The organism is Bifidobacterium sp. M3-N-101 (assembly GCF_023656805.1).
GTDB classification, from domain to species: Bacteria; Actinomycetota; Actinomycetes; order Actinomycetales; family Bifidobacteriaceae; genus Bifidobacterium; species Bifidobacterium breve.
In genome coordinates this window covers 90,736-106,155 of sequence record NZ_JAMOKQ010000007.1, presented here as the reverse complement: position 1 = coordinate 106,155, position 15,420 = coordinate 90,736, and the positions used below count along the sequence as shown (strand labels likewise).

Below are 15,420 nucleotides of genomic sequence, written 5' to 3'. Positions count from 1 at the left end.
CAGCAAAGGAGAACTCTCCATGTTTCTTCTGCCCAATCAGCAGTTGGAGCGCTGCGACCGCGTCATGCAGCAGCGCGTCAAACCGCATATCCACACCACACTCGCCGCATGCACCTTGCGCTCGTTCCACAATCCTGGTGAACCGGTGCCCTCCAGCGAATTTCTAGCCAAAGTGCGCAACGGCCAAGTGCCCTTCGAACCTTTCCGCGTTCCCGGCGTCTGGGGCACCACATGGGGCACCACATGGTTCGAGGTGAACGGCCACATCGACATGGCGGCGGTCAAAGGACGAAAAGTCGAACTCATGGTAGACCTCGGCTGGCTCGATCACCGCGGCCCCGGATTCCAATCCGAGGGACTTGTCTATCGTGCCGACGGCACCGCCATCAAATCCGCGAACCCACGCAACCACTGGATTCCACTCGTCTACGCGGACGGCAGCAGCACTGTAGAACTCGATGAACATGGCGACTTCACCGTCTATATCGAAGCCGCCGCCAACCCATTCGTCGAAGGCCCCACCCCGTTCTCACCCACCGAACTCGGCGAAGAGGCCACCGGCACCTGTGACTTCCCATACACACTGAGTCGCATGGATATCACCATCTTCAACGAAGACGTGTTTGCCTATGACATGGACTTGGAAACCGTATCTTCCCTGATTCGCGAACTCAAAGACGACGACCCGCGCTACTGGCAGCTCGCCAAAGCGCTGCAACGCTCCTTGAACATCTACGATGAACGCGACTTGGAAACCGTGCCGGCAGCCCGTGCGGCGCTCGCCGGCGTGCTCGCCGAACCGGCTGCATCCAGCGCAATCAACCACATTGCCATCGGCCACGCGCATATCGACTCCGCATGGCTATGGCCGGTGCGCGAGACACGCCGCAAAGTGGCCCGTACCGTATCCAACGTGCTGGCTTTGATGGACGAAGACCCGGACTTCACGTATGCGATGAGTTCCGCCCAGCAGTACGCATGGCTGGAAGAAGAACACCCCGACCTGTTCGCACGAATGAAGCGACGCATCGAAGAAGGCCGGTTCATCCCGGTCGGCGGCATGTGGGTGGAATCTGACAACATGATTCCTTCCGGCGAATCATTGGTGCGGCAGATCACGTTCGGCCGCCGATATTTCAAGGAGCATCTCGGCGTCACGCCGCGTGGCATCTGGCTACCGGACAGTTTCGGCTACACCGGCTCCTGGCCGCAGATCGCCCGCCGTGCAGGATTCGACTGGTTCCTCACGCAGAAGATCTCGTGGAACGACACCACCAAGTTCCCGCACCACTCCTTCATGTGGGAGGGCATCGACGGCACTCGTATCCTCACGCATTTCCCGCCCTCTGACACCTACTGCTCGTCGATGAGCATGCGCGAGCTCATGTATTCGCAGCGCAATTTCCTGGACAAGGATCTTTCCCGCAACGCAATCCTGCTCTACGGTTTCGGCGATGGCGGCGGCGGCCCCACCCGTGAGATGACCGCACGCATCCGGCGCGACCATGATCTCGCCGGTGCGCCGAAAATCGAATTCGGTACTCCCGACCAACTGTTCGACCGCGTGCATAAGGATATCGTCGACGATGCGCAAGGAGAGACCCCGGTGTTCAAGGGCGAACTGTACCTTGAACTGCACCGTGCCACCCTCACCGCCCAGCAGGACATGAAGCGCGGCTGCCGCCAGGAGGAGTCGATGCTGCGCGTCGCCGAATACCTGTGCGCCGCGGCCCGCATCAAGAACCCGGACTATGTCTATCCGCGCGAAGAGCTGGACCGTATTTGGAAAACGCTGCTCCTGAACCAGTTCCACGACATTCTGCCCGGTTCGGCCATCGCATGGGTACACCGTCAGGCGCGGGCCGAATACGCGCGTGACATCGCTTGGCTGAACGAGATCGCCCTTGAAGCCGGGCGCGCGATCACAGCCGTGGAACCCGATGACGCAACCATAACCGACGCCGTAATTGCCCCATATTCCCGCCAAGCCTGTGAGGCGTGGGTGGTACGCCCGGCTTCGAGCCGAGCCGAAGCGGGAACCGCATCCATGGCTCGGGTCGCCGTTACCCATGACGGCGATACGATTGTGCTCGACAACGGCCAACTGCACGTGCGCATTGAAGCCGACGGCACTGTATCGTCGGTTCTCGATCAGCGAGCCAATCGTGAACTGGTGCCAGCCGGCACCCGACTGGGCCGCTACGAAATGCTCAAAGACGAACCCTTCCACTGGGACGCCTGGGATATTCAACGCGATGCATTCCTCACCGCCAACGCGCTCAGCGAGGCATCGATTACAAGCGTGGATGAAACCGCCAACGGTGGGGCCGTCGTGCATGCTGTCACTCGCGCGAAGGGCGTTGAAATTCGTACGGGCATTGCCTTAAGGCCGGGCTCCGTCACACTGGACTTCACCGCCGATGTGGACTGGCATGCCGTCGAACAGTTCCTCAAAGTGGATATGCCGGTCACCGTGCAAGCGGTGAACGCGCAATATGAATGCCAATACGGCCTGGTCGAACGCCCGATCAATAAGAACACGCGCAGCGATGATGCCAAATTCGAAAGCTGCACGCATCGCTTCGTGCGTATCGCCGACGCCGACTATGCCGCCGCTGTGGTCAACGCCTCCACCTACGGCTCCGACGTCAGCCCCATCCACGCCGATACGGCACATGGCACCGGCCGCGGCACCATGGTGCGGTTGTCGCTGCTGTCCGCACCGCTGTACCCTGACCCACGCACCGACCAAGGCGCGCACTCCTTCGCATGGTCTCTGGTCGCTGACGCCGATATGAACGCAGTGCTGGACGAGGCGGCGCGACTCAACAGCCCTGTAATAGGGGAGTTGCCTGACTTGGCCCCGCTGGTCTCGCTCACCGACGTCACCGGCACCATCGTATTGGACTGGGTCAAGCTCGCCGATGACGGTTCCGACGATCTGATTGTGCGCCTGTACGAGGCCGCCGGCGGCAATGCCGCGGCCGCACTACGCCTTGACGCCGCTCTCGCCGATGCTAAGGCCAGCGTGCAGGAGGTGAATCTCATGGAGGAGCCGGAACTGGACGCCGAATTGCCGCGCGCGCTCGCCGGCGACGAGCCGATGCCTGCCGACGGTGCGGTCGTCTCGTTGGCGCCGTTCCAGCTCACCACGCTGCGTATTCGCCGATAAGGGATATTGGGCCTAGGCTCGATATTTTGGGTCGCGCCCAACCGTAACGGAACCGGAGTAGACCGGCTCTGCCATACGGTTGGGCGCGGCCCATTGTTGTATGAGAAGAGGGGACGATTTCGTTGGGCAAATATCAATGCGACACGCGCGGATGAATTCGTTGCGTGCATGTTTCGATTGTGTTATATTCTTACTAAACCGATTTAGTTAACAGGTTCACAGCTGGCTGGAAACTAAAACGGTTTAGTCTCAGCGATGAGAACTGAATAAAGGTTGTGATACCACGTCAATCACCGCGACGGGTGACTGTACCGGAACACAACGATTAGGTTTTCTCCGTCCACAGCAGGGCGGGGCGAAAAAGGAACCAAAAGGAAAGGAAAACGTATGTTTTCTATGAAGAAGATCCTCGCCATCGCCGGTGCCGGTGCGATGCTCGTATCGGTGGCTGCCTGTGGTAGCGGAACTGCGGGGGATGACGGCGGCAAGAAGGAGATCTCCTTCCAGACCTGGAACCTCAAGAACGACAAGTACACCCCGTATTTCGAGGCGCTGATCAAGGCCTATGAGAAGGACCACCCGGATGTCACCGTCAAGTGGCTTGACGCCCCGTCCGATGGTTACGAAGACAAGCTGTCCAGCCAGGCTGCGGCCGGCGAACTGCCGGACATTGTCGACGGCGGCAACTCCATCCTGTACGGTCTGGCCAAGGCTGGCGCGCTGCTCGATGTCTCCAAGCAGGCTCCGGATGCGGAAAAGGACTACTACGAAGGCGCATGGAAGTCCGTGACCATGCAGGGCAATGGCGTCGAGAAGGGTGCCTACGGCCTGCCATGGTATGTCAACGATGGCCCGACCTACTGGAACACCGAGCTCATGCAGAAGTGCGGCCTTGATCCGAACAAGATTCCGACCACATGGGATGAATACTTCGCCGCCGGCGACACCATCGTGCAGAACTGCAAGGATGTCTACCTGGGCACCACGATGGGTTACAACGCCGAAGATCTGATGACCGCAGGCGTCAAGTCCTTCATGAATGATGACCACAGCAAGTACACCTTCAATGATGAGGCCGGTGTCAAGCAGATCAGCCGCTTCGTTGAGCTGTACAAGAAGGGCGGCATCCCGCCGGAGGCCCTCGACTCCTCTTGGAGCCAGGCCGCCGATCTCTTCCAGCGCGGCAACTTGGTCTCCATGGCCGGCTCCGCCTACTCCGCTGACGGCTTTAAGCAGAACGCTCCGGACCTCTACAAGAACCTCGCAGTCGGCCCGCGTATCAGCAACGACGGCAAGTCCGCTTCCGTGGCCTACGAGATGCTCGGCATCAGCGCCAACTCGAAGCACCCCGACGTCGCCATCGACTTCGCCCGCTTTGTGACCAACGAGAAGAACCAGATCGAGTTCGACAAGAAGGCCTCCGTGTTCCCGTCCGCTAAGGGTGGTCTGGATGACGACTACTACAAGAGCATTGACGAGAGCACCCTTGAGGGCAAGGCTCTGAAGATCACGCTCGACCAGGTCAAGGACGGCTACGGTTCTCGTCCGGCCGAGTTTACTGACAACAACGGCTACAAGAACTTCCAGCAGCAGATCGCCCTCGCCATGCAGGGCAAGCAGACCGCCAAGGAAGCCCTTGACAAGTCCGTCGAGTTCGCAAACGAGAAGCTCGCACAGTGAGCAACGCGGCACTCGCCGCTGACAGGTCGGAGGCCCGCACGGCCTCCGACCGGCCTGAACCGATGAATACGCGTCACGGCAAGAAGCAGGATCGCAAGTTCGGCACCATCATTGCCCCTTACTTGTTTGTTCTGCCCGCATTCGTGATTGTGTTTGTTTTCATCGTCCTCGCGGCACTCAACACTTTCAGGCTTGCCTTCACCGATTCCACGCTGCTCCGTCCGGGCAAATTCGTCGGATTCGAAAACTTCATCAAACTGTTCCACGACGAGTACTTCCTCACCGCACTGCTCAACTCCACGATCTACGTGATCTGCGTAGTGCCGTTCATGGTGATCCTCCCGTTGATTCTGGCCTATCTGGTCAAGGGTAACTCCCGAATCATGGGCTTCTTCCGCACCGCCTTCTACATGCCGGTGGTTATGTCCGCCGTTGTGGTGGGCATGATCTGGACCAACCTGCTGGATTCCGCCGGTCTGGTCAACTCCGTGCTCAAGGCATTGAAGATCATCTCCAAGCCGATTCCATTCCTCACCGATCGATGGGGCGTGCTCTTCAGCTCGATGTTCGTGACAATCTGGCTGGGCCTCGGCTACTACATGGTCATCTACCTGACCGCCCTCGCCAACATCGATGAATCCCTTTACGAAGCCGCCTCCCTCGACGGCGCTGGCCCTGTCCGCCAGTTCATCTACGTGACAATGCCCGGCGTGCGCTCCACGATGATGCTCATCATGATGCTGTCCACCATCGCCGCATTCCGAGTCTTCAACGAGATCTACGTGTTGACCAACGGCTCCGCAGGCCCCGGCGGCATGGATATGACGATGTCGATGCTTATCAAGCGCGAAGGCACCGGTATCCAGGCCCGCACTGGTTACGCGAGCGCCATCTCCATCGTCGTGCTCGTCATCGTCGGCGTCATGCTCATCGTGCAGCAGATCTTACAAAAGCGAGGTGAGGACTGATGAATACCAACACGCATAAGGTCACTGTCGGCAAAGTCGTCCAGTATCTGATTCTGATTCTGATGTTCCTGCTGCTCGTCGGCCCGTTCGTCTGGGAACTGTCCCTGTCGTTCAAGGGCAAGGGCGACAACGTCTACGCCGTGCCTCCCTACCTGATGCCGAAGACCCCGACGCTGGAGAATTACATTTCCGTGTTCAAGCAGGTCCCGGTATTCCACTACATGCTCAACACGCTGGTGGTCTGCCTGATCTCCATCTTCGGCAACGTGGTTTTCTCCACGATGGCCGGCTACGCACTGGGACGCCTGAAGTGGCGTGGCCGCGGACTGGTGTTCACCATGTTCATGGGCACCATGGTCATCCCGATCGAAGGCGTGATGATCTCCCAGTTCCTGATCATTCGCTCCATCCACCTGCAGAACACGCTGCTGGCAGTCGCACTGCCTGGCCTGTGCGGTGCCATCAACATCCTGCTCATGACCAACGCCTTCAGATCCATTCCAATGGAACTCGAAGAGGCGGCCATGGTGGACGGTGCCAACCTATGGCAGCGGTTCTTCCACATCTGTGTACCGCAGGTCAAAGGCACGATGACCGTTGTCGGCATCTTCGCATTCGTCGGTGCCTGGAACGACTTCCTGTGGCCGTTGATCGCGATCTCCGATGAAAGCAAGTACACCTTGACCCTCGGCATGAACCGACTCAAGGGCATGTTCATCCAAGATCCGCGACTGATTGCCGCCGGCGCGCTCGTCTCGCTTATCCCGATCATCGTCTTCTTCTGCTGCTTCCAGCGCTACTTCTTCCGTGGCTTGGAACAGGGCGGACTCAAGGGCTGAGCGGACTGGAAAAAAGGAGATACTCCAATGAAATTCGGAGTCAACTACACGCCGTCGCATGGCTGGTTCCACGCATGGCTCGACCCGGACTGGGACGGCATCGACAACGATCTCAAGCAGATCAGCGAACTGGGTATGGACCATGTGCGCATCTTCCCGATCTGGCCGTATCTGCAACCTAATCGCACTTGGATCAACAAGAAGGGCGTGGCGGATGTGCGCCGCATGGTGCACACCGCCGGCGAGCACGGTTTGGATGCCTATGTGGACGTGTTCCAAGGGCATCTGTCCAGCTTCGACTTCCTGCCTTCATGGCTGGTCACCTGGCATGCGGGCAACATGTTCACCGATGCGGACGCCGTTGCGGCCGAGCGTGAACTGGTCAAGACCATGACCGATGAGCTGTCCAAGGAACCCGCGTTCAAGGGCCTTACCTTGGGCAACGAGGTCAATCAGCTGTCTGACAGGCCGCATCCTACGAAGATGAGCGCCACGAGCCAGCAGATCGATGCATGGCTGAATGCACTGCTTCCGGCCGTTGCCGGCGAAGGGCATAACGCACTGTACAGCGTCAACGATGGCACTTGGTTCATTGACGGGCACCCGTTCACGCCGGTGCAGTCTGCCACCAAGGGCGATATGACCGTGATTCACTCCTGGGTGTTTAACGGTATCGCGCAAGGATACGGCGCTACCAGTGAGGAATGTTCGTCGTACGCACTGTACTTGGCTGAGCTGGCCAAGGCGTTCGGCAAGGATTCCGAGCGTCCGGTGTGGCTTCAGGAAGTCGGTGCGCCGGAGAATGTGCTGGAAACCGACTACACGCCGGAATTCTGCCGCAAGACCGTTGAACGTGCCATGGATTGCCGGAACCTGTGGGGTGTGACGTGGTGGTGCTCGCACGATGTGCCCGCCAGCATGGAAGACTTCCCGTTCTTTGAGCACTCTCTGGGCTTGTTCGACGAGCAAGGCCAGCTGAAGCCGATTGGCCGTACGTTCGGGGAGCTCGCCGCACAGTACCGTTCCGCATTGCCGGCTCAGCCGAAGACCGTCGCCGTGGTGGTTGATGTGGACGAGGCCGGAAACCCGGTGAACCGCAGTGCGCTCGGCCCGGGAGGTTCGGTGTGCGACCTGTGGATGAAGCTGCAGGTGGCAGGCCAGCGCCCGACCATCATCACCTCGCAGGTGGCGGCCGATCAGGCGGAACTCGCGCGTCGCGGCATCCTTGAATTGCACGCCGACGAGCACCCCTACGCCGCCCGCTACTACACTGCGGTTTCGGACCCATCGTTCGAAACGGCTGACTAAACCGATATCCGGTTGTGGAATCATCTACTCCTTGTTCCGCAACCGGATATTTTCAATTGCACTGCGCACAATTACGGTGCGCAGTGCACAACATAAGACCCTGTACTCGCCGAAGAGCGGGAAGAACGAGAAGTTATATACGAGAGGGGGCGCACCCGATGAGCATCAATCACGCCGCAGTGGACCGACTCATTGATTCGATGAGCTTCACGCAGAAGGTTGGTCAGCTGAACCAGCGTCTGTTCGGTTGGAAGTCCGTAGAACGCAATGCCGCAGGACGGCTTGTGGCCTCAGACGAGCTCAAGCAAGAGATCGACCGGTGGGGCGGGCTTGGCGCTTTGTACGGCCTGCTGCGAGCTGACCCGTGGTCGGGCCAGCATTGGGGCAATGGCATACGCCCTGAGGAACGGCCTGAGGCGGTTGCCGTGGTGCAGCAAACCGTGTTGGAGCGCGGTGCACATGGCATCGGCGTATTGCTCAGCGAAGAGGCTCCTCACGGGCATCAGGCGCTGGGCGGCGCGGTGCTGCCCACCAATCTGGGATTGGGTGCCACATTCGATTCGCAAGGAGTGCAGGAAGCGGAAGCCGCAGTCGCCGCGGAACTGGCAGCCAGCGGTATTCATATTGCATTGGTATCCGGTTTGGACATCGCCCGCGACCCGCGTTGGGGCCGTTGCGAGGAATGCTTCGGCGAGGACCCGCTGATGGCCTCCCGCATGTGCGAGGCCATCGTTACCGGTATGCAGGGTGAGCATCGCAGCAAGGTCGGCCGCGGGGGAGTGGCCGTGGTGCTCAAGCATTTGGCGGCGCAAGGCGAGGCTGTGGGTGGCCGCAACGGGCAGTCCGCCGTATTGGGCCCGCACGATCTTCACGAGATTCATCTGCCGCCGGTGGCCGCTGGCGTGCGTGCCGGTGCCTTGGGCTTTATGGCTGCCTACAACGATATCGATTCCGTGCCTTGTTGTGCCAACCCGTGGTTGCTCGAGGATTATCTGCGTGACCAGCTCGGTTTTGATGGCATCGTGATGGCCGATGGTCTGGCCGTGGACCGGCTTGAAGATATGGCCGGCTCCATTCCCGCTGCCGGACGCGCCGCACTGCTTGCCGGTGTGGATGTCTCCCTGTGGGATGAAGGATTCGCGCGCCTCGAAGAATATGTGGATGACGAACAGGTGGCGGCCGCCGTCGATACGGCATTGCGTCGTGTGCTGGAGCTCAAAGCCATGTTCGGTCTCTTGCCCGAAGATGGTGCCGATACCGCCGCAATTGCCATGCCAGATGCCGATGCCATCGCGCAGGCCACTGCGGATGGGCGTGAGCAGGCCAAGCGCATGGCCCGCGAGGCGATAACGCTGATTAATGATGGCCGCTCTGCCGTTACGCTCGACAGCATTCGGGGTGTGCTGACCGATGCCCAAGCCGGCCCTGTGATTGTCGCCGGCCCATTCGCCGACGATTTCGGCTGCTTCCTGGGCGATTACACCGCCCCTCTGCCCGCCGATAAGCAGTCAAGCATCTACCGGCAATTGGTGGCACGCCTTGGGAAAGACCGGGTTTGCTTGGCGGTCAAGCCGAGCGATGTGTCGGCCGATCGGTGGGCGAGTGCGGCAGCCGTGGTATTCGTATGCGGCAGCACCAGCGAACGCAGCTATGACAGTGAATTCGACGACAATGGTGCGGCAAAGGCCGTAGCCGAATACGGTGCCACCTGCGGTGAAGGCGTGGATTTGTCCGACATCCGTCTGCCTTGGCACCAGGATGAAATGCTGGACGAAGTCGTGGCATTGACCACCGCTCCGGTTGTTTCGGTGGTGGTGTGCGGCAGGGCGCATGTGCTGACTCATGTAATAGGTCAATCCGCCGTGACGATTTGGGTCGGATATGCTGGCCAGTATGGTCCGCAGGCCGTGGCTGATGTGCTGATTGACGGTGCCGGTTTGCCGGGCCGCCTTCCCGTAACGCTGCCTGCGCATCCCGCAGCCATTCCGGTTCGATACAACGACCGGCAAAGTGCCGCCCACGTATACAAGGATGCGGCGGAACCGGTATTGCGCGAGTTTGGCTACGGAGCCGGTTCTTTGGCTGGAGTGACGTTTAGTGGGATGCATGCCGATGCCGAATCCCGCGCGAATGAGGTGTTGGTGCAGGTGACGGCACATGCCGGCGACCATAAGACGGCCGGTTCGGTGAACCTCTTCGCACACGTCAGTGGCGGTCGTCGCATCCCACGCTTGGCAGTGCTGGTCGATTCCGTTGCCCTGACGCTTGAGGCGGGCGAAAGCCACGCGGTATCGTTCTCGGTACCCTTTGAACGGCTGATGGACGAAGCTGATGACAATGTGCGTGTGACGTTTGCCCTGACAGCCGCTTTGAATAACGATGATACCCGACATACAGACGACTGCGATACCAGCGTAAGCATCGTGATACATCGCTGACGATGTGCATGAGACAAGTCGGAGAGGGGTATGTTCCGTAAGTCTCATGACCTACTCATTGCGGCCGATATGGTCGGTGGGTGAGAGAAAAAGAGAATGTGGGATATGGCGTTGGTGAAATATCGCCGTATCCCGTGGGCTCAAACCGTCCTACCGGTTTGAGCCCCCGTCTACTCAAGCCGCATAGACGGTTGATTTCCGGCGTGAGTCGGAGGAAATCAAAGGAGATTATGGATGAGATTGTCATCAGGTGATCACGCTGGGCGTGCTTCTGCTCGGACTCGACACAGGAAATGGCTGCGGTCTGGCTTGGCAGCGGTGCTGTCGATGGCCACGCTGGCGGCATTGGCCGCACCGGCAAGCGCCACCGACACCATGCCGTGGGGAGGCCAGTATGCCGATACCAGCCATCCGGAGCAGTCTGCGGGAGCCAACCAGCCATATCAGCATGGCTATACCGGTCTGGATATTCTGAACTGGAACCCGGACGCGGATAAGGACTCGGAATACCTGCGCTCCCGTGTACCGTTGCAGACCCGCATCGCCGCCAACGCCGCGACGCAGAAAGACCCGAACCTGCCGGCCGATACGGAGATGTTCAACCTTGCTGGCGACTACGGCAACGCGTTCTTCGAGTCGTTCCACGACAACAGCGTGTTCTCGCAGTACCTGTTCAACTACTGGCAGTACACGGATTATTACGGTACCTGGCATGGTCAGCCGACTGCGAACGTGCCAAAGAGCCTCTACGACGAGAAGGCCCAGTCTGACTGGACTCAGAAATGGTTTGAGTTCGGTACGTTGAATCTGCCGAATGCCGCATATACCAATGTCGCGCACAAGAATGGCGCGAAGTCGATTGCGACGATCTTCTATTCTGGCAACGACCGAGGAGAACAGACCTATAAGGACCTGCTTCAAGGCAAGCGTGCCGACGGCACCTATCCGGTGGCTGACAAGCTGGTGGAGATTGCCAAGTACTATGGTTTTGATGGTTACTTCGTTAACCAGGAATCCAGTGTGAATTCTGCTGATGTGCCGGCCTACCAAGACTTCATGAAGCAGATCATCGATCAGGGCATTTATATCCAGTGGTACGACTCCGCCACATACCCGAATGGCGGCGTCAGCTATCAAAACATGTTCAACGATGCCAATTCGCCGTGGGTGCAGGATCCGAACAAGGGTAAAATCTCTGATTCGATCTTCCTGAACTACTGGTTCAGCGGCAACATGCTACAAGATTCAGCTGATCACGCCAAGAGCCTTGGCATTGATCCGAAGTACGCGGTATTCGCGGGTATCGAGGCCGGACAGAAGAAATTTGGTAGCATCGCCAGCAACGCGAATTATATGAATGTCAACCTTGACGCTGACGGCAAGCCCTATGTGAGCCTTGCGGCACTTGGCACCGATTTCGTCTCCCACGAGTTGGGTGACGACAAGAAGGTCTACCCGAAGTATCAGAACCAGGTATTCGACCGCGAACGCCGTCTGTGGACTGGTTCGTCCACCGGTGAGAAGGGCACGACGGATATATCTGATCCGTATATTGATGATGGTACGAGCAGCGATAGCTGGAAGGGTTTCGCTTCGCAGATCGCCGAGCGCTCCGTCATCGGCGGTCCGGTCTTCTCCACATCGTTCAACACCGGTCATGGTCTCGAATGGCGAGACAACGGCGAACAGACCAGCAACCAGCAGTGGGGCAATATCAACCTCCAAGACATTCTGCCGACATGGCAGTGGTGGATTGATGCCGATTCCGACCCGCTGCAAGCCGACTTCGACTATGGCAAGAAATATGAAGCGGCACCACGCTTTAACTACACCAAGGTCGGCGGCTACGAAGGCGGCGATTCGCTGGTGTTGAGCGGCAAGCTGTCCAGCGACAACACCGTCCGTCTCTACAAGACCGACTTGAGCGTCGCTGCCGGCTCCAAGGTCGAACTGACCTACAACAAGCTCAACAGCGACGATTCCAAGCTGCAACTCGGCCTCATTTTCGCCGACGACACCAAGACTATAGTGCCGGTGGACATGGCAGACGGTGGGGCAAGCAACGGCTGGAAGACCGCAACTGTAGACCTCTCTCAGTACGCGGGTAAGAAGATCGCCACCCTGGGCCTGATCGTCAAGGCCGGGGCGAACCCAATCGACAATTACCAGGTGAACATCGGCAAGATTACCGTCACCGACGGTGCTGCCTACACGCCGGCTGCTCCGACGAACTTCCAAGTGGAACGCGCCTACGCGAACTCCGACGAACTGACCGTCAAGTGGGATCTCGCCGATTACTCTACTGCCAAGAACTACCTGCTCTACTTGGACAACACCTTCCTCGGTGGCCGTTACGACGACACCCTGTACGTCAAGCACCTGCCTGCCAAGACCGGCACGCTGAAGCTGTACGCCGTGGGTGCGGACGGTTCGCGCTCGCTGGCCGCCGAAGCGCCGCTGAACGAAGAGCGGCCGTGTCTGGCGTGAAAGTCGAACCCGGCAAGGATGGTAACGTCAAGGTCTCCTGGACCAATCCGCAGGTATCCGGCGAGAAGACCGTGACCGTCAAGTCTGACAATGGTTCGTGGCGTTACGCCGCGCAGCCGTACTCCCAGACCGTCAAGGTCTCTGCCGATAAGAGCGAAGCGACGATTCCGAATGCGCCGGTTGACGGTTCCCGCTATGTGGTGACCGTCGATAACGCAGGCGGCACTACCGCCACGGCAACAGGTGTATTTGCCGATGCCACCATTGAGCCGTATCCGGCTTGCTCGGTGACATGGAATGGCGATAGAGTCACTCTGGTCCGTCCGGAGACTCAAGACTGGCGCTACCTCTACATGACCGAGAAGTGGACTGACGAGAACGGTGAAAAGCAGGAGAAGCAGCTGGGTGCCAATTACACCTACTCGCAGAGCACTCCGCCAATCACCGGCATCATCCGTGGTCGCACTACGCCGAGCTCTTACACCAAGTCCATCCCCTCTGGCCATGAACTGTGGGTGCAGGTCGAGGATTACAACGGCAACAAGACCGAACCGGTGAAGATTCAGACCGCCGACGAACTGGCCAAGTGCACGGTCTCTGACCCGACTCAGCCGGATGCCAAGGAGTCCACGCTGACCGCCGTTGACGGCTCGGCCGTGGCCGACGGCAAGGCTACACGTACGATTCAGGCAACGGTCAAGGATTCGTTCGGCAATCCGCTGACCAACGCCGAGGTGGCGTTTACGCTGCCCGAGGGTGTCACGGCCGTTGACGGCAACGCCACTGTCAAGACTGATGCCGCTGGCGTGGCTTCACTGAACGTCGTGTCCACGAAGGTGGGCAAGTACACGGTGAAGGCCGCACTGGGCGACAAGTCCATCGGTGAGGGTGTCGCCATCGAATTCACCAAGGTCGCGGCGACCCCGAACAAGCCCGGCCAGCCGGACAAGCCGAATAAGCCCGGCGACAACAAGCCTGGCCAGAACAACAACAAGAACAATGATAAGAATGGCGCATCGGACTCTTCGCTGAGTAAGACGGGCTCTTCGATTATTGCGATTGTGACTGCCGCAGTGGTGTTGCTCGGAGCGGGCACGGTGGTGCTTCGTGCTCGTAGCAAGATGGAATAGTTTCGCTGCGTATGCGGGTGCGTTGATACCCGTGCCTTAAGCGGGATATGGGGTGGTTGTCCCTGTAGACACCCCCTATATCCCGCTTTTTATATCCGAACATATGCTGAGACCCATAGACTAAAACGTTTTAGTTGTTGATATCATAGGTATTAGAACACAGCTGATTACATGCGGCCCAAAGTGGGAAATAATCTGTTGTAGCGTGGTATTCGCAGCGTGGCTGCAAGGAGGATTATTCATGGGATTTGCTCGCGAGGCATCACCATCGTCCACAGGCACGCAGCGTGTGAGCTTAAAAGACATCGCGGATGAGTTGGGCATTTCGCAAACCGCGGTGTCCTTTGCCATCAACGATCGGCCTGGTGTTTCCGCGGAAACCAAACGACGAGTCAAGGAGGCTGCGGCCAAACTTGGGTGGACGCCGGTCTATGCCGCGCAAGCGTTGGGCTCGTCGAAAACCATGACCATAGGCTTTGCCCCCGCACGCTCCGCACAGGGACTCACGGACGAAACCTTCATGTTGCACTTCATGGCCGGTGTGCATACCTCGCTCAGCCCTAAGGGATACGGCTTGCTGTATCGCCCTTGCCGTTCGCTGAACGAGGAGATGAGCGTCTACAGGGACTGGGCGTCACGCAAGCGTGTGGACGGGGTGATTCTGGTTGATCTGCGAGCCGACGATCCACGCCCGAAACTGCTGAAGGAACTGGGTGTGCGTGCGGTTCTGGCCGGTGGCCCTGATCCGAACAATTATGTACCGTCGCTGTCCATCGATGATTCGCGCACCATGGGCACCGTGCTTGAACATCTGTCGTCACTGGGGCACCGCCGTATCGCCTATCTGTCCGGCGATTCCAATCTCGATTATTCGCAGGGGCGTGTGTCGGCGTTTCGGTCGTTCGCAAAACGGCGCAAACTGGAATCCATCAACATCGAGTTCACGAATTTCGATGCCGAGCAGGCCGCGATGCTTACGCTGGAGATGTTGCGTTCGCCGAAGCCTCCTACTGCATTCATCTACGAGACGGAAATTCTTGCCGCGGCCAGTCTGCATGCCATGGCCGAAGCATATACCACCGGGCAACTGAAAACAGGGGAGGGGCAATCTGCGGGTTATCCGAACGGGTTGCCCGCTATTGTCAGCTTTGAAGACAGCTTTATTTGTGAGGCAGCGTACCCGTCGATTACCTCAGCGCATCGTGACGCCAGTGAATACGGTGCCAAAGTGGCGAAACTGCTGCTCAAAGTGCTCGCCGGCGAACAGGTGAGCGGCAACCGTCGAATCCTCACCCCGAAACTGGTGGTCAGGGACAGCACGGCCAAACCCTGTAACTCCTGTGGAATATAGAAACCACCGATTCTGAGTCAGCACTTCCAATCCATACGACGTTGGCC

At 58.8% G+C, this 15,420-nt stretch carries 9 protein-coding genes; all 9 read left to right on the top strand.

Translation table 11 applies throughout. The features are described 5' to 3' along the window. Positions 1-19: 19 nt before the first annotated feature. The 9 genes from NBH12_RS07110 (at position 20) to NBH12_RS07070 (ending at position 15,373) form a co-directional block, all read left to right on the top strand. Entirely contained in the window at positions 20-3,172 is a 3,153-nt protein-coding gene (locus tag NBH12_RS07110; protein ID WP_016462840.1) for an alpha-mannosidase, read from the top strand. A gap of 387 nt (positions 3,173-3,559) precedes the next feature. Then, a complete protein-coding gene (locus tag NBH12_RS07105) occupies positions 3,560-4,852 on the top strand; it encodes an ABC transporter substrate-binding protein (RefSeq protein WP_007054407.1) in 1,293 nt (430 codons plus the stop codon). Next, a complete protein-coding gene (locus tag NBH12_RS07100) occupies positions 4,849-5,820 on the top strand; it encodes a carbohydrate ABC transporter permease (RefSeq protein ID WP_013410736.1) in 972 nt (323 codons plus the stop codon). The genes NBH12_RS07105 and NBH12_RS07100 overlap by 4 nt, the downstream gene beginning before the upstream one ends. Next, on the top strand, positions 5,820-6,659 hold the full coding sequence (locus NBH12_RS07095; protein ID WP_007057343.1) for a carbohydrate ABC transporter permease: 840 nt from the start codon (positions 5,820-5,822) through the stop codon (positions 6,657-6,659). The genes NBH12_RS07100 and NBH12_RS07095 overlap by 1 nt, the downstream gene beginning before the upstream one ends. 27 nt (positions 6,660-6,686) lie before the next feature. After that, on the top strand, positions 6,687-7,967 hold the full coding sequence (locus NBH12_RS07090) for a glycoside hydrolase 5 family protein (protein WP_016462841.1): 1,281 nt from the start codon (positions 6,687-6,689) through the stop codon (positions 7,965-7,967). A gap of 158 nt (positions 7,968-8,125) precedes the next feature. Continuing rightward, the gene (locus NBH12_RS07085; RefSeq protein WP_016462842.1) at positions 8,126-10,405 is read left to right on the top strand and encodes a glycoside hydrolase family 3 protein; all 2,280 of its coding nucleotides are present in this window, start codon (positions 8,126-8,128) and stop codon (positions 10,403-10,405) included. 234 nt (positions 10,406-10,639) lie between these two features. Further along, on the top strand, positions 10,640-12,892 hold the full coding sequence (locus NBH12_RS07080; RefSeq protein WP_250819318.1) for an endo-beta-N-acetylglucosaminidase: 2,253 nt from the start codon (positions 10,640-10,642) through the stop codon (positions 12,890-12,892). Beyond that, the gene (locus NBH12_RS07075) at positions 12,880-14,022 is read left to right on the top strand and encodes an Ig-like domain-containing protein (protein ID WP_250819317.1); all 1,143 of its coding nucleotides are present in this window, start codon (positions 12,880-12,882) and stop codon (positions 14,020-14,022) included. Before NBH12_RS07080 ends, NBH12_RS07075 begins: the two co-directional genes overlap by 13 nt. A 241-nt stretch (positions 14,023-14,263) precedes the next feature. Beyond that, positions 14,264-15,373 carry a LacI family DNA-binding transcriptional regulator gene (locus NBH12_RS07070; protein WP_016462844.1) on the top strand — a complete coding sequence of 370 codons (1,110 nt, stop codon included), beginning with the start codon at positions 14,264-14,266 and terminating at the stop codon, positions 15,371-15,373. Positions 15,374-15,420: the final 47 nt, after the last annotated feature.

Coding starts and splice junctions, on each gene's coding strand:
- NBH12_RS07070 (WP_016462844.1), top strand. CDS start 14,264: ATGGGATTTGCTCGCGAGGCATCACCATCGTCCACAGGCACGCAGCGT.
- NBH12_RS07080 (WP_250819318.1), top strand. CDS start 10,640: ATGAGATTGTCATCAGGTGATCACGCTGGGCGTGCTTCTGCTCGGACT.
- NBH12_RS07110 (WP_016462840.1), top strand. CDS start 20: ATGTTTCTTCTGCCCAATCAGCAGTTGGAGCGCTGCGACCGCGTCATG.
- NBH12_RS07090 (WP_016462841.1), top strand. CDS start 6,687: ATGAAATTCGGAGTCAACTACACGCCGTCGCATGGCTGGTTCCACGCA.
- NBH12_RS07095 (WP_007057343.1), top strand. CDS start 5,820: ATGAATACCAACACGCATAAGGTCACTGTCGGCAAAGTCGTCCAGTAT.
- NBH12_RS07085 (WP_016462842.1), top strand. CDS start 8,126: ATGAGCATCAATCACGCCGCAGTGGACCGACTCATTGATTCGATGAGC.
- NBH12_RS07105 (WP_007054407.1), top strand. CDS start 3,560: ATGTTTTCTATGAAGAAGATCCTCGCCATCGCCGGTGCCGGTGCGATG.